The following is a 22476-nucleotide window of genomic DNA, read 5'->3' on the forward strand; positions in this document are numbered from 1 at the left end:
AGGTCAGCGCGGCAACGTCAGCACGAAGCGGGCACCGGTGCCCGGGCCGTCGCTGTGGGCCACGAGGGTGCCGCGGTGGGCGTGCACGATCGCGCGCGAGATCGTCAGCCCGATCCCGCTGCCCCCGCGGTCCCGGGAGCGCGCCGAATCGCCCCGGTAGAACCTCTCGAAGATCTGGTCCAGCTGGTCCGGCGCGATGCCGTCGCCGGTGTCGGTGACCGTCACCCGCACCTCGCCATCGGTACCGGCGTCGACAGCGACCTCGACCGAGCCGCCGGCCGGGGTGTGCCGCAGCGCGTTGGCCAGCACGTTCGTCAGCGCCTGGGCGAGCCGCTGCGGGTCCAGCGGAGCACGGTCATCCTTGCCGTCGTACGCGGCCCGCAGGTCGACGCCCTTCGCCGCGTAGTCCGGTCGCAGGGCGCCGATGGCCGACTCCACGACCGTGTGCACCGGCAGCGGCTCCAGCACGACCTCCAGGCGAGCCTCCTCGGCCCGGGAGACATCGCCCAGGTCGTCCGCCAGTCGGTGGAGCCGGGCGGTCTGGTCGCGCAGCACCCGCGCGGCCTCCTCGCCCCACGTCGTCACGCCGTCGTCCAAGCCGTCCAGGTAGGCCTCGATGGTGGCGATCGGGGTGCGCAGTTCGTGGGCGAGGTCCGACAGCAACCGACGCCGGGTGGCCTCGGTGTGCTCGAGCCGGCCGGCCACCTGGTTGAAGGTGTCGGTCAGCCGGGCCAGTTCGGGGCCGGCGGACGCGGGGGTCGCGCGGGCCGAGTAGTCGCCGTCGGACAGCCGCAGGCCGACCGCGGACAGCTGCACCAGCGGCCGGGTGAGTCGCCTGCTGAGATACCAGGTGATGGCGCTCGCGGTGACCAGCGCGACCAGCGCCGCACCGCCGAGAGTGAGGGTGTTCGCGCTGCCGTACGCCTGCTCGACGTGCATCATCTGCGCGGAGTCGGCCATGGTGCCGGCCTCCATCAGGTGGCGATGGAACAGCGGCGGTCCCACGACGGCGGCGACGATCAAGGCCGCAGCGCCGCCGGCCACCACGACGGCCATCTGGGCCAGCAGCAGGCGTACGGCGATGCCCGGTCCAGCGGTACGTCCAGCGGTACGTCCGGCGGCACGTCCCGGCTCACGGTCGCCGTTCACGACTGCACCATCCGGTAGCCGACGCCGCGCACCGTGTCGACGATCGCGGGGGTGTCCGGCGCCACCTTGAGCTTGCTGCGGATGTGGGCCACGTGCACGTCGACGACGTGTTCGTCGCCGACCCAGGCCGGGTCCCACACCTCGTCGATGATCCGGCGCCGCGAGAACGCGACCCGGGGTGACGCGGCCAGCAGGGCGAGCACGTCGAACTCGGTACGGGTGAGGTCGACGGGCCGCCCGTCCACCTCCACCCGCCGGCCGGTCAGGTCGATGGTCAACGGCCCGAGCTGCCGTACGTCCGCCTCGCCGGCCGATGCTGCGGCGGCCGACGTACGCGGCCGGCGCAGCACGGTCTGCACTCGCGCGACCAGCTCACGCGGGCTGAACGGCTTGGTGATGTAGTCGTCGGCGCCGACCGACAGCCCGACGATCCGATCGACCTCGTCGGTGCGGGCGGTGAGCATCAGCACGTAACAGTCGCTGAAGGTGCGCAGCCGCCGGCACACCTCGATCCCGTCGATGCCCGGCAGTCCCAGGTCGAGGACGACGACGTCGGGGTCCAGGTCGCGGGCCTGATCCACCGCCTCGGGGCCGGTGGTCGCCACCTCGACGCGGAAGCCGGCGCGTTCGAGGTAGGAGCGCACCATCGCCGCGAGATCGCGTTCGTCGTCGACGACCAGGACTGTCTGCGGTGGGGTGCTCATGGCGCCATCATCGCCACCCCGGTCGGCCGTCACGACGATCGGCGACCGATCTTGACCGTTTCTTCAGGGTTCGTGGCGGACGACGGCAACACGGGCGGCGCATCGTGATGGTCGATGCGCCGCCGTACGGGGCGGCGCCGATGACAAGGAGTTCCCCGATGCACAACTGGCCCCGACTGACCCGACGACTGGCCGTCCCGGCCGTGACCGCACTGGTGCTGGCCACCGCGACGGCGTGTTCGTCCGACGCGGACGGAGGGATGCACCACGCGGGGACGTCAGGAATGTCGTCGTCGGGTATGTCCGGCATGTCGGGGATGTCGTCCAGCGCGTCCTCGACCGGGTCGATGGGCATGGGCGGATCGGGCCACACGATGGACGGCGGACCGGCGCCGGCGGGCATCACGGCCGCGAAGAACCCGACGTACGCCGTCGGCAGCAAGGTGGTGCTGACCGCCGCCCACATGCCCGGGATGAAGGGCGCCCGCGCGACCGTGGTGGGGGCGTACACGACCATCACGTACGCCGTCGACTACACGCCCACGACCGGCGGCGCCATGGTCAAGGACCACAAGTGGGTGGTGGCGCAGGAGATCGCGGGGGCGGGTGCCAAGCGCCTCGCCGATGGCACCGCGGTGGTGCTCACCGCCGACCACATGCCGGGGATGAAGGGCGCGAAGGCGACCATCGCGAGCTCGACCGAGCAGACCGTCTACATGGTCGACTACACGGCCGGCGGCATGACGGTGAAGAACCACAAGTGGGTGGTGCAGGACGAGATGAAGCCGGTCGGCTGAGCCGGCAGAGCGCGGCGCCGGAGAGCGGGGGGAGTCCATAGCGAGCGCTGAAGAAGTTGAGAAGTTGCGAGCCGAAACTTGAATCAGTTCGCAATGGAAGGACTTCTGATGAATCCCGCACTCCGGCGCGCCCAGCGCCTCACCCGGCTGACGCTCGGCGTCGGCGCGGCCGCCACGGCCGGCCTCGCCGTCCACCTCGCCGCCGACTCCACCGCGAGCGCGGCGACCCCGACCCCGCTGCCGACCGCCCCCTCGTCCAGCTCCACGGGCTCGACCGGAACCACGAGCTCGACGACCTCGCCGTCGTCGACCTCGTCCTCGACGAGCAAGGCCACCAGGTCGAGTTCGTCGTCCAGCAGCTCGAGCAGCACCTTCAGCAGCGTGCCGCAGGCGACCACGTCGTCCAGCACGCCCCAGGCGACGACCCACACGTCATGACCGCCGCGATCGAGCATCCCGCGCTCGGTGTCGAGTGCACCCTGGTGGTCACCGACGTCGACACCCTGGGTGCCGCGTCCCGGCTGTTCCGGCACCGGGTGGCCGAGGTCGACGCCACCGCGTCGCGCTTCCGCGCCGACTCCGAGGTCTCCCGGCTGGCGACACTTCCCGGCATCGACGGCCTCGTCACCGAGCGGGTCTCCCCGCTGCTGCGCGATCTGGTGGCCGACGCCCTGTGGGCGGCCGATGCCACCGACGGCCTGGTCGACCCGACGCTCGGGCGCGCGATGGAGGCGGCCGGTTACGACACCGACCTCGCCGAGGTGCTCGCCCGCGACCCGCGCCGTACGCCGTCCGTCGGCGTCGGCAGCCCCGCCGGCAGCACGCTCGCCGACCTGTCGGTCGACGACGCCGGCACGCTGACGATGGCTGCGGGTTGCCTGCTCGACCTCGGGTCCACCGGCAAGGCGTCCACCGCCGATCGCATCGCCCGCGAACTCGCGGCCACCCTTCCCGGTGGCTTCCTGGTCGACCTCGGCGGCGACATCGCGCTGTCCGGCGAACCGCCCGCGGGCGGCTGGGTCGTGACCGTCGACGACGGTCGCGGTCTGGCGCTGACCACTCAGGGCGTCGCCACCTCCGGCACCGACCGGCGCCGCTGGGTGGTCGACGGACAGCCCCGACACCACCTGCTCGACCCGGCGACCGCACGACCCGTACAGCGCACCTGGAGCCAGGTCACCTGCCTGGGTGCCACCGCGCTCGAGGCGAACGCGGCCTCGACCGCGGCCTGCGTGCTGGGCGACGCCGCGCCGATGTGGCTGATCGGCCGCCGCATCCCGGCCCGCCTGCAGCCGCAGGTCGGCACCGTGATCTGCACCCCGGGCTGGCCCGCGCCGGTCCCGCAGGAGTGGGCGTCGTGAACGAGATCCTCTGGTACGTCTCCCGCGCCACCGGGACGCTGAGCATTCTGCTGATGACCGCCGTGCTGGTGCTGGGCCTGGTGCTCTCCGGGGCCCGCCGCAGTGTCGGCAGCCGGACGACCATCGTCCAGGGGGTACACCGCAGCCTCGCGCTCGGCATGCTCACCTTCCTGGTCGTGCACATCGCGACCGCGGTCGCCGAGACGTACGTGCACATCGACCTGATCTCGGCGTTCGTGCCGTTCACCTCGCCGTACGCCCGCTTCACCGTCGGTCTCGGGACGCTCGCGGTCGACATCCTCGCCGCGGTGATGGTCACGTCGCTGCTGCGTCACCGGATCAACGAGCGCGTCTGGCGCATCGTGCACAAGTCCAGCTTCGTGATGTGGCCGATGACCGTCTGGCACGGCATCTCCATGGGCACCTCCAACGAGCCCCTGCTGCTCGACACCACCATCGCCTGTGCGGTCGTGGGCGGCGCTGCACTGCTGTGGCGTCTGCTCTGGTCGCACCGAGACAGTTCCCGGCGCCGCGAGGTGCTACGACAGGAGTGGACATGAACCTCGTCCAGTTGCTCGATGACGCGGGCCTGACCGGTCGCGGCGGCGCGCGCTTCCCCACCGGGGTGAAGCTGCAGTCGGCGATCGACCGGCGCGCCGAGTTGATCGTCAACGCCTGCGACGGCGAGATCGGCACCCACAAGGACGCGTACGTCGTCGCCGAACACCTCGACGAACTGCGGCACGGCGCCGGCCTCATCGCCCGCGATGTGGTGTGGGCGGCCCACCGCGACAGCGAGACCGAGCGCCGGTTGCTCGACGCCGGCCTGGACGTGCTGTCCGCCCCGCCGCGCTACGTCGCCTCGGAGGAGTCCGCGCTGGTGAGCCTGCGGCACGGGGGGCTGGGCCGCCCGATCATGCGCACCGCGCCGATCTCCTTCGGTGCCAGGGACGCCCGCGGCAAGCGGCTGCGTCCCACCCTCGTGCTCAACGCGGAGACCGTGTGGCGCGTCAGCCAGATCCAGCAGCACGGACCGGACTGGTTCCGCAGCTTCGGCACCGCTCAGGAACCCGGCCCCCGGCTGGTGACCGTCGGCGGCCGGGTCACCCGGCCCGGCGTCTACCAGAGCGAGGCCGGCGCGTCGCTGCGCGGCCTGCTGGAGCGGGCGGGCGCCACCGACGTCCGCGCGGTCGGCGTCTCCGGCCTGAGCGGCGGGTTCGTCCCGGGCGGCGAGGTCGCCTCGGCCATCTGGTCGGACGCGGGACTGGAGCCGTACGGGCTGACCACCGGCACCGGCGCGCTGCGGGTGATCGACCGCACGGCCTGCCCGCTGGAGTACGTCTCGCGGATGCTGTCGTACGCGGCCGGCGAGTCCGCCGGTCAGTGCGGACCGTGCATGTTCGGTGTACCCGCCGTGGCAGAACAGTTCGAGCGGCTGGCCGCGGGGCGGCTGCCGGTCGAGGAGTTCCCGCTGCTGCAGAACCGGCTGGGCATGCTGCCCGGCCGCGGCGCCTGCCGCTTCCCCGACGGTGTCTCGGCCTTCGCGGCCTCGGCGCTGCGGACCTTCGACGCCGACGTACGGGCGCATCTGTCCGGGCGCTGCGCCACCGCGAGCAGGAAGGAGCCGGCCCGTGCGACGCGCTGACCGACACGATCGCAATGGTGAGTCCGTGATCGTGGACCGGGTCTCCTGCACCGCGCACGGCGTGTGCGCGGTGATCTCCCAGGGCGCCGTCGAGCTCGACGAGTTCGGCTACCCCGTGCCCTCCCGACTGATCCTGAGCCGCGACGAGGCGCGCGAGTTGGTGCAGCAGTGTCCGGCGCGGGCGTTGTTGCTCGGCCGCCGCGACTGACCTCGAGCGACCCCACACCGAGACAACTCCCCGGGTCCCAGGGAACTCCGAATACGGAGTTGCCTGGGACCCGGAGAGTCATCTCGGTGATGAGCCGGGGAGCGTGACGGTGACCGTGGTGTCGCCCGGCACGCTGGCGATGTCCAGCGACCCGTCGTGCGAGCGCGTCACGGCGTGCACGATCGCCAGGCCCAGCCCGGTGCTCTCGGTGCTCTCCTGACGGTGCCGCCCGCGGGCGAACCGCTGGTGCGCCTCACCGACGAGCTCGGGCGGGAAGCCCGGGCCGTCGTCGTGCACCAGCAGGCGTACGTCGCCGTCGGACTGCTCGAGGGTGCACCGGGCCGAGGTGCCGCTCGGGGTGTGCAGCCGTACGTTGGCCACCAGGTTCACCACCATCCGGCGCAGTTGCTCCTCGTCGCCGCGGACCGTGACCGGCTCCTCCGGCATGTCCAGCGACCAATGGTGGTCCGGCGCGGTGACCCGGGCGTCCTCGACCGCGTCCAGCAGCAGCCGGGTCAGGTCGACCGGCTCGCGCCGTTCCGGCGACTCGCGGTCGAGTCGGGCGAGCAGCAACAGGTCGTTGACGATCGCCGCCATCCGACCGGTCTCGTCGCTGATCCGCTGCAGCGAGCGGTGCACCTGGTCGGGCAGCTGCGTCGAGGACATGTACTCCTGCAGCAGTTCGGCGTGGCTGCGGGCCACGGCCAGCGGCGTCCGCAGTTCGTGGCTGGCGTCGGCGGCGAAGTCGCGCAGCCGCTGCTCGCTCTCGTCCCGCTGTTCCAGGGCCAGGTCGACGTGGCCGAGCATGGCGTTCATCGCCCGGCCGACCTGGGCGACCTCGGTCGGCTCGGTCAGTTCCGCGGCGCGCACCCCGATCCGGCTCTGTCCGGTCTCCAGCGGCAGCTGGGTGACCCGCCGGGCGACGGTGGCCAGATGCTGCAGCGGCCGCATGGACCGGCGTACGGCCAGGGCTCCGGCGGCCGCGACGAGCAGCACCGCGACGCCGAGCGCCACCACCTCCAGCACGATCAGTTCGCGGATCGCGTGGTCGACCCGCGCCTGCGGGATGCCGGTGATCAGCTCCTCGCCGTCCGGACTCTGCGTGGCCAGCACCCGGTAGTCCCCGAGACTCTGCAGTCGTACGGTGACCGGCGAGTCGGAGTCCGCGACGCGTTGCACGGCGGTCCGGTCGGCGGCGGTGGGCAAGTGGTCTCCGTCGAGGTCTGCCGCGACCACGAGGTCGGTGATCCGCCCGTTCGAGACGTGTCCGGTGATGGTGCCGGGTGGCAGACCACTGTCGTTGCGGGTGAGGTTGTCGGCGTCGTGGTCGCTGCCGCTGGGCGGCGCCTTCAGCACCACGTTGCGGGCGGCCGCCTGGTGCAGCTCGGTGTCGAGCTGGCTCATCAGGAAGGTTCGGATGCCGATGGTGGCCGCGACACCGGCCATCGTGCCGGCGCCGAGAACCAGCGCCGCGAGCAGCAGCGCCAGCCGGGAGGTGAGGGTGCGCGGCAGGAGTCTCATGCCACCGGCGGCCGCATCACGTAGCCGGCGCCGCGCACGGTGTGCAGCAGCGGTTCGAGACCCTCGAGGTCGACCTTCTTGCGCAGGTAGCTGACGTACAGCTCGACCACGTGGGAGGTGCCGTCGAAGTCGCTGCCCCAGACCTTGCGCAGCAACTCGTCCTTGGACAGCACCCGCCGTTGGTGGGTGGCGAAGTAGCGCAGCAGCGCGAACTCGGTGGCGGTGAGGGTGAGCAGCTCACCGGCCCGGCGCACCTCGTGGGCGTCGACGTCGATGACCAGGTCGGCCACCCGGAGTTCTCTGCCCTGCTGCTGGCGCAGCAGCCCGGCGCGGCGCATCAAGCCCTGCGAACGGGACAGCACCTCGGACAGGTCGAACGGCTTGGTGATGTAGTCGTCGCCGCCGATGTCGATGCCGTGGATGCGGTCCTCGGCGGTGTCGCGCGCGGTGAGGAAGAGCACGGCGAGCTGCGGGTTGCGGGCGCGCAGCACCGTCAGCAGGTCGAAGCCGCTCCCGTCGGGCAGCATCACGTCGAGCACCACCAGGTCGGGTTGGCGCAGCCGTACCTCCTCGGTGGCCTGGGCGACGGTGCCGGCGCTGCTGGCCTCCCAGCCGCGGAAGCCGAACGCGGCGACCAGGGCCTCGGCCAGGCCGGCTTCGTCCTCGACCACGAGCACCCGCAGGCTGCGGCCGTCGGGGGCGACCGGAGGGGGACCTGCGGTGGGGGTTGACATGTCGGTCACGATATCCGCCGGCACTGGGCTGGCCTGTCCCGTGAGGGCGTTCACCGAAGCTTCACGGACCCGTTACCCAACACGTAGGCCGTTGAGAAGTGGTTGAGAAATTCGCCGGGCAAGGTGTGAGGCCGTGTGATTCCGCCATCCGACAACGGGATCCGACCGAAAGGGGAAATGTCCATGTCCGACACGGACGCTTCCGTACGCATCGACAACGCGCGCCCGGCCAGCCCCGCGCGCGACCAAAAGATCCTCTCCGCGCTGCTCGGCGTGGTGGCCCTCGTCGTCCTGCTCCAGGGGCTGTGGGCCGGATTGTTCCTGGGCCACGGCGGTGACGGCCCGACCGCCGACGGCTGGATGGACGTCCACGCCCGGGGTGCCGACCTGGCGATCCTGATCGCGCTGGTCGCCACCGTCTGGGGCGCGATCAAGCTGCGCGCCCACCGCGAGCTGTGGATCGGCTCCGGCGTCCTCACCGTCCTGCTGGTGCTGGAGGCCTACATCGGTGGCCTCATCCGCGACGAGAGCAAGGACTCGCTGACCGCCGTGCACGTGCCGATCGCGATGGCGATCATGGCGCTGGTGGTCTGGCTGCCGCTGCGCGCGCGCTCGCTGCGCCGCTGACCACCAGCTCCACACCGACATGACTGGTCGGGTCCCACGCAACTCCGGATACGGAGTTGCTTGGGACCCGGCCAGTTATCTCGTTGAGGGGAGTCGACCGGCGATCCGGTCGCACGTCTGGTCGAGCAGCGCACCGCCGTACGCGGCGCCGTTCCTGCCCAGCTGACCGAAGACCTCCATGCTGATCGTGCCGACGATCGCACACCACGCCTCTATGCCGGCCGCCAGCTCGGCCGGGCTGAGTTCCAGCTGCAGTTCGCGCGCGGCGCCCTCGAGGAATCCGCGGAAGTCCGCCGGTGGGTCGATGCCTGCCACGTCGGAGCCGGCCATGAGTCGCCCCAGCCGGATCATCAGCCGTACGCCGGGGTCGGTGGTCTGGTCGGCCGGGGCGTCGTAGCCCGGAACCGGCGTGCCGTAGATCAGGCCCCATCCGGCGGGGTGCGCGGTCGCCCACCCGCGCATCGCGCGTGCGAGGACGTGCACCGGGAGGTCGCCCTCGTGGGCCGTCTCGAGTGCCGCCTCCACGTGATCGGCGAGCGCCGTGTACGCGTCGACCACCAGCAGGGTGAGCAGCGCGTCCCGGTCGGCGACGTAGCGGTAGACCGCGGAGGACGCGACGCCCAGGTCGCGGGCGATCTCGCGCAACGACAGCGCTGCCGGCCCCCGGTCGGCGAGTTGCTCGCGCCCCAGCCGCAGGATCTCCGCCTCCATCCAGGCCCGGTTCTCCGCCCGGGTGCGCTTCGTCGTCGACATGCCGACCATCCTCACACAGATGTGAGCGGTGCTCTTGTTTTTCTCACCGGTCCGCCCTACGGTGAAGAAACGAGAGCACCGCTCACACTTTGAGGAGAGAGTCATGAAGTACGTCATCACCGGCGCCGGTCAGATCGGCACCCAGCTCACCGAGGACCTGCTGGCGGACGGCCACGAGGTCACCGTCGTCCAGCGCACCGCGCGCCCGATCGACGGCGCCGACTGCGTGGTCGGCGATGCCGGCGACCCGGAGGTGCTGCATGCCGCGGCCTCCGGGGCCGCCGCGATCTTCCACTGCATCCACGCCGCGTACGACCCGAAGTCCTGGCGGGCGAGCCTGCCGCAGCGTGAGCGCGTGGTGATGGACGTCGCCGCCGACGCGGGCATCCCGGTGGTCTTCCCGGAGTCCGTCTACGCCTTCGGCGCCGCGGCGAGCGACCTGTCGGAGACCGCCCCGCTGCAGCCGTGCAGCCCGCTCGGAGAGGTACGGGCCGAGCTGCTCGCCGCCCGCGCCGCCCACCCGGCGATCACGATCAGTGTCGTCGCCTCCGACCTGGTCGGACCGACCGCGACGCCGGCGTCGTCGATGGCGCTGGCGACCGTGATCGGCCCGGTCGCGAAGGGGCGCCCGGCGTTCGTGCTGGCCGATCCCGACCTGCCGCACGCCTTGACGTACATCCCGGACATGTCCCGCGCGATGATCGTCGCCGCCCAGCACGCGGCCGATCTGGCGCCGACGGGCGACCGGATCGTGAGCGTGCCCAGCCGGCCCGCGCAGTCGCTGCGCGATCTCGCCGTACGGGTCGCTGACGGCGGCCGCGCACGCGTGGTGAAGGTGCCGCGGGGGCTCGTCCGCGCGGCGGGCCTGGTCAACGCCTCGATGCGCTCGCTGCACCAGCAGGGCTACCTCTGGTACCGCCCGACCGTGCTGCGCGACGGCGTGCTGACCGGGGCGTACGGCCTCACCGCCACGCCGTGGGACGAGATGATCCTGCAGCGCGGTTGACCGCCCACCCCTCGGAGCGGTCATCATGGCTGACCATGACGCCCCACCAGATCGCCGGGTACGAGCTGGGCCGACTCCTGGGGGCCGGCGGGATGGGCGAGGTCTACCTGGCCCGTCACCCGCGGCTGCCGCGAGAGGTCGTCATCAAGGTGATGGCGCCGTCGGGCCGCGACCAGACGCAGGCCCGCGCCCGCTTCCTGCGCGAAGCCGATCTCGCCGCCCGGCTCGACCACCCGAACATCGTCACCGTCTACGACCGCGGCGAGTTCGAGGGGCTGCTGTGGATCTCGATGCAGTACGTCGACGGTCCGGACGCCGCCCGGACCGCCGCGCAAGGACCGCTGGATCCCGCCCGGGTGCTGGGGTGGGCGACACAGGTGGCCGAGGCGCTCGATCACGCGCACTCCCGCGGCGTCGTGCACCGCGACGTGAAGCCGGCCAACATCCTGATCGCGGCGACGCCCACCGGCGAGCGCGCCCTGGTCACCGACTTCGGCATCGCCCGCTCGGTGGAGCTGCCCAGCGACCTGACCGAGACACAGGCGATGGTGGGGTCGGTCGCGTACGCCTCCGCCGAGCAGCTGCGCGGCGAACCGACCGGCCCGGCCGCCGACGTCTACTCCCTCGCCGCGACCCTCTTCCACCTGCTCAGCGGCGAACGGCCGTTCCCCGGCTCGTCGGTGACCGCGGTCCTGACGGCCGCGCTGACCTCCCCGCGGCCGAGCCTGTCCCGGACGCGCCACGGGGTGCCTCCGGAGGTCGACGCGGTGCTCGCCCGCGCGCTCTCGCTCGACCCGGCCGAGCGCCACCCGTCCGCCGGCGCCTTCGTGGACGACCTCGGGGCCGCTTGGGCGGGTGCGGCGACCGTCACCCCCACGCCGAACGTGCACAGTCACCCGACGCTCGCCGCGGGCGCTCCCGCCGCCCGCGCCGGGCGGCGGAGCAGGGCGCCGTGGCTGGCGGCGGGGGTGGCGGTCGTCCTCGCGGCCGGCGGCCTGACCGCGTACGCGCTGGGCGGGCATCACGCGCCGGGCGTCGTGCAGGCCTCCGGGCTGGAGACCTCGCTGCGGTCGAAGGCGTCGGCAGCCGCGGCCGCGCGCACCCGTGCCCCGCACAACGGGGTCTGCGACGATGGCGAGTTCTGCCTGCAGTTCAACAGCAAGCAGTACGGCTACGGCGCCACCGCCGACTTCGACGACAGCCTGGCCAACTACGGCTCGAAGCCACCGGACTGCGAGACCTTCCTCGGGTCCGGCGCGGGCAGCGGGAGGTGTCTGAAGAACTCCGCGGCGTCGTACTGGAACCGCAGCAGCCACACCGTGCGGATGTACTTCAACAGCGGGTTCACCGGCCGCTACCTGGACGTGCCCCCGGGCGCGCGGGGTGACCTGCCCTCCTGGCTGAAGAACAACGTCGCCTCCCACCAGTTCCGCTGAGCAGATCGGCCAGACTGGGCCGATGGACACCACGACCTGGCTCGGATCCGCGTGGCACGACCGTTGGCTGGAGACCGAGACCGACCGGCTGCTCGAGTTCGGCCGCCGCAGTGTCGTCCCCGGCGGCGGCTTCGCCCGGCAGGGCGACGACGGCTCACCGGTCGACGGACCGTTGGAACTGTGGATCGCCTGCCGGATGACCCACGTCTACTCGCTCGGCCACCTGATGCGCCGACCGGGCTGCGGAGCGATCGCCGACCACGGGATCGCCGCGATCCGCGAACTGTTCGCCGATCCCGATCACGACGGGTGGTTCGCCGAGGTCGAGCGTGACGGCACCCCGGTGTCGACGCAGAAGGCCGCGTACCCGCACGCCTTCGTGGTGCTCGCCTCGGCCAGTGCCACGGTCGCCGGTCGCCCCGGCGCCGCCGAACTGCTGGAGCAGGCGCTCGCGGTCAGCGAGCGGTACTTCTGGGACGACGCCGCCGGCATGGCGGTCGAGGAGTGGGACCGCGGGTTCACCCAGCTCGACCCGTACCGCGGGATCAACGCCAACATGCACACCGTCGAGGCCTACCTCGCCGCCGCCGACGTGACCGGCGACCGGGTCTGGCTCGACCGGGCCGTACGGATCATCGAGCAGGCCGTCCACGTCTTCGCCCGGGGCAACCACTGGCGGCTGCCGGAACACTTCACCGCCGACTGGCAGCCGCAGCTGGACTACAACCGTGACAAGCCGGCCGACCCGTTCCGCCCGTACGGGGCGACGGTCGGCCACTGGCTCGAATGGGCACGCCTGAGCCTGCACGCGCGGGCTGCCCTGCAGGCCCGGGGCGATGCGGCACCCGACTGGATGCTCAACGACGCGCGCGAACTGTTCGCCGCAGCCGTACGCGAGGGGTGGGCCGTCGACGGCGCCCCCGGCTTCGTTTACACGGTCGATTGGAACGGCGCCGCTGTGGTGCACGAGCGGATGCACTGGGTCACAGCCGAGGCGATCGGCGCGGCCGCCGCGCTGCACCACGCGACCGGCGAACTGCAGTACGACGACTGGTACAGAACGGTGTGGGACTACGTCGGCGACAAGGTGATCGACCACGTCGGTGGGTCCTGGTGGCACGAGTTGGACGCCCAGAACAAGGTGTCTCGGCTGACCTGGGACACCAAGGCGGATCTCTACCACGCAGTGCAGGCCACCCTGATTCCGCGGTTGCCCCTCACCCCGGCTCTGGTCGTCGCGCTGGCTTCAGACACGCATCGCCTAGAAGGGTAATGGCCGAGCTCAGCGGCGCATCACCTTCCGAGACAACGCGTTGCCCGAGAACTGCGCGATCTGAACCAGGATGATGATGATGACCACGGCCACGCCGGTGACGGTCCAGTTGAACCGCTGGTAACCGTACGTGATGGCGAACTGGCCAAGGCCGCCGCCGCCGATCGCCCCGGCGATGGCGGTCATGTCGACCACGGCGACCAAGGCGAAGGTGTAGCCCAACACCAGGGGTCCGAGGGCCTCCGGCAGCAACACGGTGCGGATGATTCGCCACGGCGAAGCACCCATCGACTCGGCGGCCTCGATCACGCCCGGATCAACGCTGACCAGATTCTGTTCAACGATCCGCGAGATACCGAAGGTGGCCGCGAAAGCGAGCGGGAAGAGCACTGCGCGGGTGCCGACGGTCGTGCCCATCACCTGCAGAGTCAGTGGGCCGACCGCGGTGATGAAGATGATGAACGGAATCGGCCGAACGATGTTCACGATCACGTTGAGCACGGTGTGCAACGCGCGGTTGGCCAGCAGTCCGCCGGAGCGTGTCGTGTGCAGCAGCACCCCCACGGCCAGGCCCAGGCCGCCGCCAACGATGAGCGTGACCGCGGACATCAGCAGGGTCTGCAGGATCGAGTCCTTCAGGACCGGCCCCAGAACGCTCCAGTCGGTGCCGACGCTTCTCATGCCGCTCCCTCAGTGACCGTCGCGACCTGCTGCAGGTCGTGGATGAACGCGTCCAGCGAGAGATCCTCGCCGGTGAGTTCGAAGGTGAAGGTGGCCAACTCCGAAGTCTTGATCCGGGTGACGCCACCATGGACGATTTCCAGCCCCACCCCGCGAGCCGCGGCGCTGCCGATGACCGCGCCAAGGCTCTTTCCGGCGTACGGCGTGGCCGTCACCAGCCTGCCGGCGTAACGCTGCTGCAGTTGCGCCCACTCGATGTCGTCGGGGCGATTGTCGAGCGTCGCGCCAATCAGTCGGCGAGTCGCTTCGGCCTTTGGTGCCGCGAATACCTCGCGTACGGGTCCGCTTTCGACCACCCGCCCACTGTCGAGAACCGCGACCCGGTCGGCGAGCGTCCGTACGACCTCCATCTCGTGGGTGATGACCACGACGGTGGTGCCGAACTCCTCATTCACCCGGCGCAGCAGCGCCAAGACGTCGCGGGTCGTGTCGGGGTCGAGCGCGCTGGTGGCCTCGTCGGCCAGCAGGATCTCCGGGTTGGTGGCCAGCGCGCGGGCGATGCCAACGCGTTGCTTCTGGCCACCGGACAACTCCTCGGGATAGGCCCACGCGCGCTCGGTGAGACCGACGAAGTGCAGCAGCTCGGTGATCCGCGCCTTCTGTTTCTGCGCCGACCAGCCGGCAATCTCCAGCGGAAAGGCGACATTGCCGTAGACGGTGCGTGAGCGCAGCAGATTGAACTGCTGGAAGACCATCCCGATGTCGGCGCGCAGCGCGCGAATTTCCTTGGCCGACAGCCTGTTCAGGTCTTTTCCGGCGACGGTGATGGTGCCACCGGTCGGCTGCTCGAGGCCGTTGATCAGCCGCACCAAGGTGCTCTTGCCGGCCCCGGAGAAGCCGATGAAGGCGAACACCTCGCCGCGCTCGATCTCAAGGTCGACGTCGACCACGGCCGCGACCGAACTGGAGCCTCGGCGGAACGTCTTCTCGACGCTTTCGAACCGGATGATCGGGTCGCTCATGAGGCCGAGATGTCCTTCTCCAGCTTGGTCAGGATGCCGAGCAGGTCACTCTCGGGCCGGTTAACCACGACCGCGGTGTTCTTGGTTTCCTTGTTTTCCGCCGCGATCACTTCAGGGGAGTGCCACAGCTGCGCGACCTTGAGGTAGGTCGGGTTGTTCTTGTCGGCATTTCGGGCGACAAAGACATTGATGTACGGCTCCGCCGCCGGCGACTTCGGGTCGTCCTGGAAGAGGGCGGACTTCGGATCGAGCTTGGCATCGAGGGCGAAGTTGTTGTTGATGATGGAGCCATCGACGGAGGTCAGCGCTGCCACCGTTTGTGCCGCATCCACTGGCACAACGCTCACCTTTGAGGCCGAGGTGTCGATGTCGGTCGGCGTGGACAGCGCGTTCCCACCGTTTTTCAGTTTCAGTAGCCCGGCCGACTGCAGAACCAGCAGTGCGCGCGCTTGGTTGGTGGCGTCGTTGGGGATGGCAATCTTGCCGCCCTGGGGAATCTGGTCGAGCTTGGTGTGCTTCTTGGAGTAGAGCGGCAACGGCACGACCACGGTCGAGCCGATGGGGACCAGGTCTTGCTTGGCGCTGACGTTGTAGTTCGCCAGGAACTGCAGGTGCTGGAACTGGTTGAGGTCGGTCTGCTTCTGGGCCAGCGCCGGGTTGGCCTGGGTGTAGTCGCTGAAGTTGACCGTCTGCAAGTCGATCCCCTGCGCCTTAGCCAGGCGCGTGAGGATCGGCCACACGTCGCTGCTGGCGTCAGTTGTGCCAACTCGAACGGTCACCGTCTTCGCGGCCGAACCTGAGCCTGAATTGGCGGTCGCCCGGCCGATGCCGAAGCCCGCGGCCAAGGCAACAACGGCGATTGCGGCAACGCCACCGATGAGCGGACCACGGCCACGCTGGGGTTTCTCGGGCAGTTCAGGGATGGCAGTGGAATCGGGTGTGACGGCGTTGCTCACGGCAGCTCCTGAAGACAAGCCCGCAATAACGCGGAACTACTGAAGGGATAACCAAACGCTATGGATAGCCCTGTCCGTCGTCAAGTTGAACCTGCGTGAACTGGCTCACCCGAACTGGCTCACCCGAGAAGGTATTCGGCTGCGACGGCGGCTCGAGGACCGGGGGAGGAAACGAAACCGCCCACGCACCGTACGAACAACGGTGCGTGGGCGGCCGACAAGGGCGCGCGGATCAGTGCATCAGCACCGGCGCAGCGTCCTTCTCGTCGTCGTCGTAGTGCGACTCCTCGTGCTTGCGCGGGAGGAAGAACGCCGGGATCAGGGTGAGCGCAACCAGAATCGCCGCGACCAGGAAGGTCGAACCGAAGATCTTGCCCATGGCCTGGGAGACGTCGGCCCCGAGCTTGGCGGCCGCGTTCGCCGGGCTGGTCGAGGCGAGGATCTCGGCAACTGCCGGGAACTTGCCCGCGGTTGCCTGGATCTGCGCCGGGTCCTTCATGCCCTTCGTGGCCTCCCTGAAGCCCTGCGCCTGCGAGACGAGCTTGTCGTTCTTCAGGCCGTTGGTCAGAACTACCGACATGATCGCGACGCCGACCGAGGAAGCGATCTGCTGGGTGATGTTCAGCAGCGTCGATCCGCGGGCGACCTCGTGGGCTCGCAGCGTCTTGATGGCCGACGTCATGATCGGCATCATCGTGGCGCCCATGCCCAGACCCATCACGAACAGCACCGGGATGATGTAGCCCCAGTAGGAGGTCGTGCCGTCGATCTGCGTCATCGCGAACATGCCGCCGATGATCAGGACCAACCCGACAGGCACGATGCGCCCGACCGGGATCTTGTCGCTCAACGCGCCAGCAATCGGCATCGTCAGCATCGCGCCTATGCCCTGCGGGGCAACGAGGAGACCGGCATCGAGGGGCGACTCACCGCGTACTTGCTGGAAGTAGGTCGGCACCAGCAGCAACCCACCGAAGAAGGCGGCCGCGAAGATGAACATGGTCAGCAGCGCGATGGTCAGTTGCTTGTTCTTGAACAGCCGCAGGTCGAGCAGCGGGTGCTTCGGCTTGAAGCTGTAGAACACGAACGCGACCAGCAGGGCGAGACCGATGAAGGTGAAGCTGAGGACCTTGGCGGAGAAGAAGGTGCCCTCGCTGGGGATTGAGGAGATCCCGTAGAGGAACAGCGCCAGGCCCGGGCTCATCATCAACATGCCGACGACGTCGAACGACTCCGTCGGTTCCGGCTTGTCGGCGGGCAGCGCCCACATGGCGTAAACCAGGGCCGCGATGCCAAGGGGGAGGTTGATCAGGAAGATCCAGTGCCAGCTGTAGTGGTCGATCAGCCACCCACCCAGGATCGGACCGAGGATGGGACCGAGCAGCATCGGCACGCCGAGGATCGCCATCAGGCGACCCATCCGCTTCGGGCCGGCCGCTCGCGTCATGATCGTCATCCCGAGGGGCATCAGCAGGCCACCGCCGAGGCCCTGCAGAACGCGGAACAGAATGAGCATGTTGATGCTGCCTGCTGAGGCGCAGAGCACCGATCCGGCGGTGAACAGGGTCACCGCGAGCATGTAGAGACGCTTGGTGCCGAAGCGGTCCGCGCCCCAGCCGGTCAGCGGGATCACCGTCGCCAAGGCGAGGGTGTAGGCGGTGACGGTCCACGCGACGGTGGAGTAGGGCAGGGGGTTGTCGGCGCCGGTGAAGGTGACCTGCAGGTCAGGCAGGGCGACGTTCACCACGGTGATGTCGAGGATCGACATGATCGCGCCGAGCACGACAACGCCCGCGATCTTCAGAACTGCGCCGTCAATCTTGTCGGGATACTCAGGCGCAGCGGGGGCTGCAGTTGACATGGGAGTCCTCAGGTCGGAGGCCGGGAGGGTCTGCGGGTGCGCAGGATTCAAGAATATCGTTCTGGACGCCTGCGGCGCGAACGAGAAATTTCCGCAGCCGTAGAGTCGCAGGCGTGAACACGTTGACCGGTTCAGATATTCCCGTTGTCGGCGCGCCAATGGCTGGCGGCCCCACGACCCCCGATCTCGTGGCCGCCGTGGCAGCCGGTGGCGGGCTCGGAATTCTGCCCGGCGGTTATCGCACCGGCGAACAACTAACCGCTGACCTGCAGACGCTGCGCGAGCAGGGCGTGCCGTTTGGGGTGAACCTCTTCGCGCCCCACATCACACCCGTCGATCCCGCTGCGTACGACTCCTATCGCGCGACGCTCGCGGCGCGCCGCGGCAGCCCGCTCGAGGTTCCGATCACGCAGGACGACGACCACTGGGCCGACAAGATCGCGGTGTTGGTCAAACAGCCGGTGCCCTTCTTCACCGTCACCTTCGGCCTGGTGCCGGCGAACGATCTGCAGGCGTTGCAGCGGGTCGGAACGAGGGTCGGCATCACGGTGACCAGCGTCGAAGAAGCGGTCGCTGCCGCCGACACCGGCGCCGATTTCCTCGTCGTACAAGGGATAGGGGCAGGTGGACACAGCGGAGTCCACGACCCGCGCCAACTCCCGCGCGACATACCGACCGCCGACCTGGTGCGCGCCGTACGAACCCGCAGCACTCGCCCGATCATCGCCGCCGGAGGCGTCGACGGGCCCGAGTCCGTACGCGGTCTCCTGGCTGCGGGTGCGGATGCTGTCGCCGTCGGAACACTGTTGCTGCGTACCGATGAGGCCGGCACCAGCGCGGTTCATCGCGCCGCGTTGGCCGACGAAAGCTTCACCGAAACACGGTTGACGCACTGCTTCACGGGGCGGCCGGCGCGGGCGTTGCGCACCCGGTTCATCGACGAGTTCGATGCGCAGGCCCCGCTGGGCTACCCGGCGATCCACCATCTGACCAGGCCGCTGCGTCAAGCGGCCGCGCAGGCCGGGGACCCGCATGGGGTGCACCTGTGGGCGGGAACGGGCTGGCGCAGCGCGCAGAATGGTCCGGCGGCTGACCTGATCAGGTCACTGGCACCCTGACGAAGCAGGCCCGACGAAGCAGGCCTGACGAAGCAGGCCTGACGAAGCAGGCCTGACGAAGCAGGCCTGACCGGTCAGACGTGACCGGAGAGCTGTTCCATCCGCGTCACCAGTTGCTGCATCAGATCGTCCGATGCCTTGCCGAGGCTGCTGACCGGCAACACGTCGATCGACAGCTTGGCGCCACCGGCGAGCGCGCGCAGTTCGTCGAGCTTCGCCGCGAACGGTGAGCCGCTGCCGGGGAGTAGTAGTCGACGGCTTCGTCGATCTCGTCGGGGAACAGGTCGGTCTTCGTGACGACGATCAGCAGCCAGATCGGGTGGTCACGGCGCACCGCCATTGACGCGATCCGGTGGGCGGTGATCGACCAGTCCTCGAGTTCGGCCCGGAGTTGGCGCTCGCGGTCGGCGCTCGCAGAGCCCGAGGTTCCGCCCGTACGACGGGCAGTTGCGTGGCCGTAGGCGACCACGTGGATCACGCCGTCGACCGGCTCGTCGTGGAAGACCTCGTCGAGCGCACCGAGGCGGGTGGCGGCGTTGTCGCCGGGCACCACCCGGAACCGGAAGCCGTGCAGTCGGGAGGAGCGGCGGGTGCGCCGTTCCATGGTGGCCGAGCCGACCTCCACCGTTGCCGGATCGGTCGTACGCCGGGCCAACCGGTTGGCGAGCGCGGTCTTGCCGACGCCGGTCACTCCGGTCACCGCAACGGTGGGGAAGCGACGCTTGAACAGGTGGGTCAGCTGGGCCGGACCCCCTGATACGGCCGTCAGGCCACCGGCGATGGTGGTGCTGATCGCGGCGCGACCGGGGCCGCTCAGGGCTGCTCGTCCGAGTCGGGTGTTCATGCGCCCGATGATCGCACGAACGGGTCGATCGGCATCCGTATGGTCAGTTCACCCGCACGTGATCGGTGTCGAAACCATTGCGCAGGGCCCAGCCGACCGCTTGGGCGCGGGTCGAGACTGCCGCCTTGCGATACGCCGTACGGATGTAGGTCTTGACGGTGTTGATCGACAGGTAACAACGCGCCGCAATCTCCTCGTTCGACAGGCCGCGGGCGATCAAGCCGACGATCTCGGCTTCGCGCGCGGTCAGGCCGTGGCTCTGGCCGGGCCAGGCATTCCCGCCGGTGATGATCACCGGATGCGACAGCGCGACCTCGATCACCCGCTCGCCGGCCGCGATCCGCTCCAATGCACGCACCAGCCGGGCCGGCGCGACGCTCTTGGAGATGTAGCCGGACGCGCCGCGACGTAAGGCGTCGCTGACGGCTCGCTGCTCCTCGCAGAACGAATAGACGGCGACCCGGCGGGCGTTGTGGGCGCCGACGAGCTCGTCGAGCCGCTGAGTGTCGTCGGCGGCGGAGGCAAAGGTGTCGTAGACCGCGACGTCGACGGGCGAAGCCGGGAGAGTGTCGGCGTTGAGCTCGACGACTTGGACCCGATCGGCGAAGGGCAGCAGCATGCTGCGAAGGCCGGCGACGACAATCTGGTAGTCGTTGACCAGGGCAAGGCGAAGGGGTTGGGCAGACACTCTTTCACATTAGTTGTTGGACGGTCGTCCACGCCGAAGTACGACGAATGCCACCCTTAGAGGTGGTCTGAAGTGTCCGGATTGTCAGGCAAATACCAGTCTGGCAGGGCGCCCGGGCGCAGGTCTGCCGTGTCATCGGGGCGGGTGAGCGTCAATACGGCGCGACCGACCTGCGGACGCTGCTGGATCTCGTCCTCGATCTGGGACAGGCGCTGCGCGACGGTTGACTCCACATCGTCGCCGACGAGGTCGACGGCGGCGACCAGATAGACCTTGTCGGCTCCGATCCACTCGGTGCGCAGATAGGAGATTCGCTCGACCAGCGGGTGGGCCAACAGCTCGGCCAACACTCGGTTGCGAGCCAGCGGCGTGATCTCCTCACCGGTGAGGAAGTCCATGTTGCGGCTGATCAGGAAAATCGCCACGACCCCCAGCAGGACGCCGACCGCGATCGACCCCAGCGCATCCCAGAGCGCGTTGCCGGTGAGTTGGTGGGCCACGATTCCGGCCGCGGCGAGAACGACCCCGATCAAAGCGGCCGCGTCCTCGGCGAAGACCGCGCGCAGGGTGGAGTCCGAGGTGAGGTGCACGTAGCGCAGCGGGTGCATCCGGCGCTCGTCGGCGCCGGCTCGCGCCTGTCGGGTGGCCTGAAGGAAAGAGAATCCCTCGAGCACGAACGAGACGGCAAGAACTGCGTAGGCCCAAACGTACGACGGTGATTCCTGCTCGTTGGACGTCAGCGACTGCACGCCGTGCAACACCGACACCGCGGATCCCACCGCGAAGAGTCCGAAGGCGGCGAACATCGACCAGACGTAGCCGACCCGGCCGTAGCCCAGTGGATGAGATTCGTCAGCTGGTCGAGCCGCCTTCTTGGTGCCGATCAACAGGAAGATCTCGTTGCCGGTATCGGCCCACGAGTGGGCGGCCTCGGCGGCCATCGACGCCGACGCGGTGATGGCCGCCGAGGCCGTCTTGGCGATCGCGATCAGCAGGTTGGCGGCGAAGGCGATGAGGACGGTGAGCAGACTCTCGTCACCTTCTTGGGTGACCTCGCGGCGGGCTTTGGACTTCACGAGGCACGACGTTACTCAGGTGAGGTGGCATCGGGGTTTGCTACTCGAAGTATCGCCGCGGGTTGTCCACCAGCATCGTGGTGATCTGCTCCTGCGTCACTCCCCGCTCCCGCAGAGCAGGCAGGACGTCCTCACTGATGTGTCGGAAGTTCCAGTTCGGGACGGCTTGTTCTTTGGCTCCGGCGGGGAACCAGTCAATGCTGCAGGACGCGTCGTGGGCTAGAACCATTTTTTCGGCGTAGCCCCGGCGGCACATCTCGACGACCGTGGTGACCCGATCCTCGAAGGGCAGCAGGACGTCGATGCCGAAGCGGTCCATGCCCAGCAAGCTGCCGGCATCGGCGAGCTCGGTCAGGTAGTCCAGGTCGGTGGAGTCGCCGCTGTGGCCGATGACCACCTTGCTGAGGTCGACACCCTCCTCCTTGAGTACCTTCTGGGTGATCAGACCGGCCTTGATGTGCGGGTTGGTGTGAACGGTGATCGGGACGCCGGTCTCCACTTGGGCCTGCCCGACCGCGCGCATGACCCGCTCGACACCCGGGGTGAGTCCGGCCTCCTCGATCGCACACTTGAGGAAAGCGGCCCGTACGCCGGTGTCTGCGATGCCCTCCCGGATGTCCTTCACGAACATCTCGACCATCGGCTCCGGCCCGTCGAACAGCAGCCCGGGACCGGTGTAATGGAACTGGAACGGCACGTCGTTGTAGGTGTAGATGCCGGTCGCGACCACGACGTTGAGCTCGGTCTGTTCGGCGATCCGCTGGATGCGGGGGATGTAGCGCCCGAGGCCGAGCACCGTCGGGTCCAGGATCGTGTCGATGCCCAAGCCCTTCAGCTCGTTCAGCATCCCGACCGCGCGGTTCACCTCCGCTTCTTCATCCCACGTCTCGTAGTTGAGACGGAACTCCTCGCCGAGAACGAAGACATGCTCGTGAACGAGCACCTTCCCGAGGTCGGCGGAGTCGATCGGACCCTTTGCTGTCTGTACCTGTGTCATGGACACACCATTTCCTTCG

The 22476-nt window shown here is 69.4% G+C and carries 24 protein-coding genes; 10 read left to right on the forward strand and 14 right to left on the reverse strand.

The genetic code is table 11. From position 1 onward, the window contains the following. Nucleotides 1-3: 3 nt before the first annotated feature. Together ACYU98_RS04085 and ACYU98_RS04090 are read right to left on the reverse strand one after the other, a co-directional pair. Entirely contained in the window at nucleotides 4-1149 is a 1146-nt protein-coding gene (locus ACYU98_RS04085; protein WP_460466913.1) for a sensor histidine kinase, read from the reverse strand. Continuing rightward, complete coding sequence (locus ACYU98_RS04090; RefSeq protein ID WP_460466914.1) at nucleotides 1146-1853, reverse strand: response regulator transcription factor; 708 nt, start codon at nucleotides 1851-1853, stop codon at nucleotides 1146-1148. Before ACYU98_RS04090 ends, ACYU98_RS04085 begins: the two co-directional genes overlap by 4 nt. A gap of 158 nt (nucleotides 1854-2011) precedes the next feature. On the opposite strand from ACYU98_RS04090, the gene ACYU98_RS04095 reads away from it, so the two are divergent. Next, on the forward strand, nucleotides 2012-2650 hold the full coding sequence (locus ACYU98_RS04095; RefSeq protein ID WP_460466915.1) for a YdhK family protein: 639 nt from the start codon (nucleotides 2012-2014) through the stop codon (nucleotides 2648-2650). 83 nt (nucleotides 2651-2733) lie between these two features. On the opposite strand, the gene ACYU98_RS04100 is transcribed toward ACYU98_RS04095, so the two are convergent. Further along, entirely contained in the window at nucleotides 2734-3105 is a 372-nt protein-coding gene (locus tag ACYU98_RS04100; protein WP_460466916.1) for a hypothetical protein, read from the reverse strand. Here ACYU98_RS04100 and ACYU98_RS04105 point away from each other — a divergent pair. The 4 genes from ACYU98_RS04105 to ACYU98_RS04120 are packed head-to-tail and all read left to right on the forward strand — an operon-like array spanning nucleotide 3085 to nucleotide 5864. Then, on the forward strand, nucleotides 3085-4011 hold the full coding sequence (locus ACYU98_RS04105; RefSeq protein WP_460466917.1) for an FAD:protein FMN transferase: 927 nt from the start codon (nucleotides 3085-3087) through the stop codon (nucleotides 4009-4011). The genes ACYU98_RS04100 and ACYU98_RS04105 overlap by 21 nt on opposite strands. Then, complete coding sequence (locus ACYU98_RS04110) at nucleotides 4008-4571, forward strand: ferric reductase-like transmembrane domain-containing protein (protein WP_460466918.1); 564 nt, start codon at nucleotides 4008-4010, stop codon at nucleotides 4569-4571. The genes ACYU98_RS04105 and ACYU98_RS04110 overlap by 4 nt, the downstream gene beginning before the upstream one ends. Beyond that, nucleotides 4568-5656: an NADH-ubiquinone oxidoreductase-F iron-sulfur binding region domain-containing protein gene (locus ACYU98_RS04115; RefSeq protein ID WP_460466919.1), complete on the forward strand. Its 1089-nt coding sequence runs from the start codon at nucleotides 4568-4570 to the stop codon at nucleotides 5654-5656. Before ACYU98_RS04110 ends, ACYU98_RS04115 begins: the two co-directional genes overlap by 4 nt. Beyond that, on the forward strand, nucleotides 5643-5864 hold the full coding sequence (locus ACYU98_RS04120; RefSeq protein ID WP_460466920.1) for a ferredoxin: 222 nt from the start codon (nucleotides 5643-5645) through the stop codon (nucleotides 5862-5864). The genes ACYU98_RS04115 and ACYU98_RS04120 overlap by 14 nt, the downstream gene beginning before the upstream one ends. 78 nt (nucleotides 5865-5942) lie before the next feature. On the opposite strand, the gene ACYU98_RS04125 is transcribed toward ACYU98_RS04120, so the two are convergent. Both ACYU98_RS04125 and ACYU98_RS04130 read right to left on the reverse strand, forming a co-directional pair. After that, the gene (locus ACYU98_RS04125) at nucleotides 5943-7385 is read right to left on the reverse strand and encodes a sensor histidine kinase (RefSeq protein WP_460466921.1); all 1443 of its coding nucleotides are present in this window, start codon (nucleotides 7383-7385) and stop codon (nucleotides 5943-5945) included. After that, nucleotides 7382-8119, reverse strand: a complete 738-nt coding sequence (locus tag ACYU98_RS04130) for a response regulator transcription factor (RefSeq protein ID WP_460466922.1) — start codon at nucleotides 8117-8119, stop codon at nucleotides 7382-7384. The genes ACYU98_RS04125 and ACYU98_RS04130 overlap by 4 nt, the downstream gene beginning before the upstream one ends. A gap of 183 nt (nucleotides 8120-8302) precedes the next feature. On the opposite strand from ACYU98_RS04130, the gene ACYU98_RS04135 reads away from it, so the two are divergent. Beyond that, nucleotides 8303-8746: a hypothetical protein gene (locus ACYU98_RS04135; RefSeq protein ID WP_460466923.1), complete on the forward strand. Its 444-nt coding sequence runs from the start codon at nucleotides 8303-8305 to the stop codon at nucleotides 8744-8746. Nucleotides 8747-8821: 75 nt separating this feature from the next. Here the strand turns inward: ACYU98_RS04135 and ACYU98_RS04140 are convergent, their stop codons facing one another. Beyond that, entirely contained in the window at nucleotides 8822-9499 is a 678-nt protein-coding gene (locus tag ACYU98_RS04140) for a TetR/AcrR family transcriptional regulator (RefSeq protein WP_460466924.1), read from the reverse strand. Between the two features lie 103 nt (nucleotides 9500-9602). On the opposite strand from ACYU98_RS04140, the gene ACYU98_RS04145 reads away from it, so the two are divergent. From ACYU98_RS04145 to ACYU98_RS04155, 3 genes are read left to right on the forward strand one after another with little or no spacing between them, the layout of a single operon-like run. Further along, complete coding sequence (locus ACYU98_RS04145; protein WP_460466925.1) at nucleotides 9603-10505, forward strand: NAD-dependent epimerase/dehydratase family protein; 903 nt, start codon at nucleotides 9603-9605, stop codon at nucleotides 10503-10505. 35 nt (nucleotides 10506-10540) lie between these two features. Next, nucleotides 10541-11941 (forward strand): serine/threonine-protein kinase, encoded by a 1401-nt coding sequence (locus ACYU98_RS04150; protein WP_460466926.1) that lies wholly within the window; start codon nucleotides 10541-10543, stop codon nucleotides 11939-11941. A 22-nt stretch (nucleotides 11942-11963) separates the two neighbouring features. Next, complete coding sequence (locus tag ACYU98_RS04155; RefSeq protein WP_460466927.1) at nucleotides 11964-13214, forward strand: AGE family epimerase/isomerase; 1251 nt, start codon at nucleotides 11964-11966, stop codon at nucleotides 13212-13214. A gap of 9 nt (nucleotides 13215-13223) precedes the next feature. On the opposite strand, the gene ACYU98_RS04160 is transcribed toward ACYU98_RS04155, so the two are convergent. The 4 genes from ACYU98_RS04160 to ACYU98_RS04175 form a co-directional block, all read right to left on the reverse strand. Then, nucleotides 13224-13895, reverse strand: a complete 672-nt coding sequence (locus ACYU98_RS04160; protein ID WP_460466928.1) for a methionine ABC transporter permease — start codon at nucleotides 13893-13895, stop codon at nucleotides 13224-13226. Beyond that, complete coding sequence (locus ACYU98_RS04165) at nucleotides 13892-14917, reverse strand: methionine ABC transporter ATP-binding protein (protein WP_460466929.1); 1026 nt, start codon at nucleotides 14915-14917, stop codon at nucleotides 13892-13894. Before ACYU98_RS04165 ends, ACYU98_RS04160 begins: the two co-directional genes overlap by 4 nt. Next, complete coding sequence (locus tag ACYU98_RS04170; protein ID WP_460466930.1) at nucleotides 14914-15873, reverse strand: MetQ/NlpA family ABC transporter substrate-binding protein; 960 nt, start codon at nucleotides 15871-15873, stop codon at nucleotides 14914-14916. The genes ACYU98_RS04165 and ACYU98_RS04170 overlap by 4 nt, the downstream gene beginning before the upstream one ends. A gap of 232 nt (nucleotides 15874-16105) precedes the next feature. After that, nucleotides 16106-17734: a DHA2 family efflux MFS transporter permease subunit gene (locus tag ACYU98_RS04175; RefSeq protein WP_460466931.1), complete on the reverse strand. Its 1629-nt coding sequence runs from the start codon at nucleotides 17732-17734 to the stop codon at nucleotides 16106-16108. A gap of 113 nt (nucleotides 17735-17847) precedes the next feature. On the opposite strand from ACYU98_RS04175, the gene ACYU98_RS04180 reads away from it, so the two are divergent. After that, a complete protein-coding gene (locus ACYU98_RS04180) occupies nucleotides 17848-18852 on the forward strand; it encodes a nitronate monooxygenase (RefSeq protein ID WP_460466932.1) in 1005 nt (334 codons plus the stop codon). A 121-nt stretch (nucleotides 18853-18973) separates the two neighbouring features. On the opposite strand, the gene ACYU98_RS04185 is transcribed toward ACYU98_RS04180, so the two are convergent. Genes ACYU98_RS04185 through ACYU98_RS04200 form a run of 4 tightly spaced genes read right to left on the reverse strand, consistent with a single transcriptional unit; the run spans nucleotide 18974 to nucleotide 22457 of the window. Continuing rightward, nucleotides 18974-19696 carry a GTPase domain-containing protein gene (locus ACYU98_RS04185; RefSeq protein ID WP_460466933.1) on the reverse strand — a complete coding sequence of 241 codons (723 nt, stop codon included), beginning with the start codon at nucleotides 19694-19696 and terminating at the stop codon, nucleotides 18974-18976. Between the two features lie 43 nt (nucleotides 19697-19739). Next, a complete protein-coding gene (locus tag ACYU98_RS04190) occupies nucleotides 19740-20384 on the reverse strand; it encodes a LuxR C-terminal-related transcriptional regulator (RefSeq protein WP_460466934.1) in 645 nt (214 codons plus the stop codon). 56 nt (nucleotides 20385-20440) lie between these two features. Further along, entirely contained in the window at nucleotides 20441-21460 is a 1020-nt protein-coding gene (locus ACYU98_RS04195) for a cation diffusion facilitator family transporter (RefSeq protein WP_460466935.1), read from the reverse strand. Between the two features lie 40 nt (nucleotides 21461-21500). Beyond that, nucleotides 21501-22457, reverse strand: a complete 957-nt coding sequence (locus tag ACYU98_RS04200; RefSeq protein WP_460466936.1) for a phosphotriesterase family protein — start codon at nucleotides 22455-22457, stop codon at nucleotides 21501-21503. Nucleotides 22458-22476: the final 19 nt, after the last annotated feature.

The sequence above is a fragment of the Calidifontibacter terrae genome (assembly GCF_054778835.1).

What these genes read in the sequence shown, in the direction of transcription:
- ACYU98_RS04090 (WP_460466914.1), bottom strand. Translation starts at nt 1,853, where the DNA reads ATGAGCACCCCACCGCAGACAGTCCTGGTCGTCGACGACGAACGCGAT.
- ACYU98_RS04095 (WP_460466915.1), top strand. Translation starts at nt 2,012, where the DNA reads ATGCACAACTGGCCCCGACTGACCCGACGACTGGCCGTCCCGGCCGTG.
- ACYU98_RS04105 (WP_460466917.1), top strand. Translation starts at nt 3,085, where the DNA reads ATGACCGCCGCGATCGAGCATCCCGCGCTCGGTGTCGAGTGCACCCTG.
- ACYU98_RS04100 (WP_460466916.1), bottom strand. Translation starts at nt 3,105, where the DNA reads ATGCTCGATCGCGGCGGTCATGACGTGTGGGTCGTCGCCTGGGGCGTG.
- ACYU98_RS04115 (WP_460466919.1), top strand. Translation starts at nt 4,568, where the DNA reads ATGAACCTCGTCCAGTTGCTCGATGACGCGGGCCTGACCGGTCGCGGC.
- ACYU98_RS04125 (WP_460466921.1), bottom strand. Translation starts at nt 7,385, where the DNA reads ATGAGACTCCTGCCGCGCACCCTCACCTCCCGGCTGGCGCTGCTGCTC.
- ACYU98_RS04130 (WP_460466922.1), bottom strand. Translation starts at nt 8,119, where the DNA reads ATGTCAACCCCCACCGCAGGTCCCCCTCCGGTCGCCCCCGACGGCCGC.
- ACYU98_RS04135 (WP_460466923.1), top strand. Translation starts at nt 8,303, where the DNA reads ATGTCCGACACGGACGCTTCCGTACGCATCGACAACGCGCGCCCGGCC.
- ACYU98_RS04140 (WP_460466924.1), bottom strand. Translation starts at nt 9,499, where the DNA reads ATGTCGACGACGAAGCGCACCCGGGCGGAGAACCGGGCCTGGATGGAG.
- ACYU98_RS04145 (WP_460466925.1), top strand. Translation starts at nt 9,603, where the DNA reads ATGAAGTACGTCATCACCGGCGCCGGTCAGATCGGCACCCAGCTCACC.
- ACYU98_RS04150 (WP_460466926.1), top strand. Translation starts at nt 10,541, where the DNA reads ATGACGCCCCACCAGATCGCCGGGTACGAGCTGGGCCGACTCCTGGGG.
- ACYU98_RS04155 (WP_460466927.1), top strand. Translation starts at nt 11,964, where the DNA reads ATGGACACCACGACCTGGCTCGGATCCGCGTGGCACGACCGTTGGCTG.
- ACYU98_RS04160 (WP_460466928.1), bottom strand. Translation starts at nt 13,895, where the DNA reads ATGAGAAGCGTCGGCACCGACTGGAGCGTTCTGGGGCCGGTCCTGAAG.
- ACYU98_RS04165 (WP_460466929.1), bottom strand. Translation starts at nt 14,917, where the DNA reads ATGAGCGACCCGATCATCCGGTTCGAAAGCGTCGAGAAGACGTTCCGC.
- ACYU98_RS04175 (WP_460466931.1), bottom strand. Translation starts at nt 17,734, where the DNA reads ATGTCAACTGCAGCCCCCGCTGCGCCTGAGTATCCCGACAAGATTGAC.
- ACYU98_RS04185 (WP_460466933.1), bottom strand. Translation starts at nt 19,696, where the DNA reads ATGAACACCCGACTCGGACGAGCAGCCCTGAGCGGCCCCGGTCGCGCC.
- ACYU98_RS04200 (WP_460466936.1), bottom strand. Translation starts at nt 22,457, where the DNA reads ATGACACAGGTACAGACAGCAAAGGGTCCGATCGACTCCGCCGACCTC.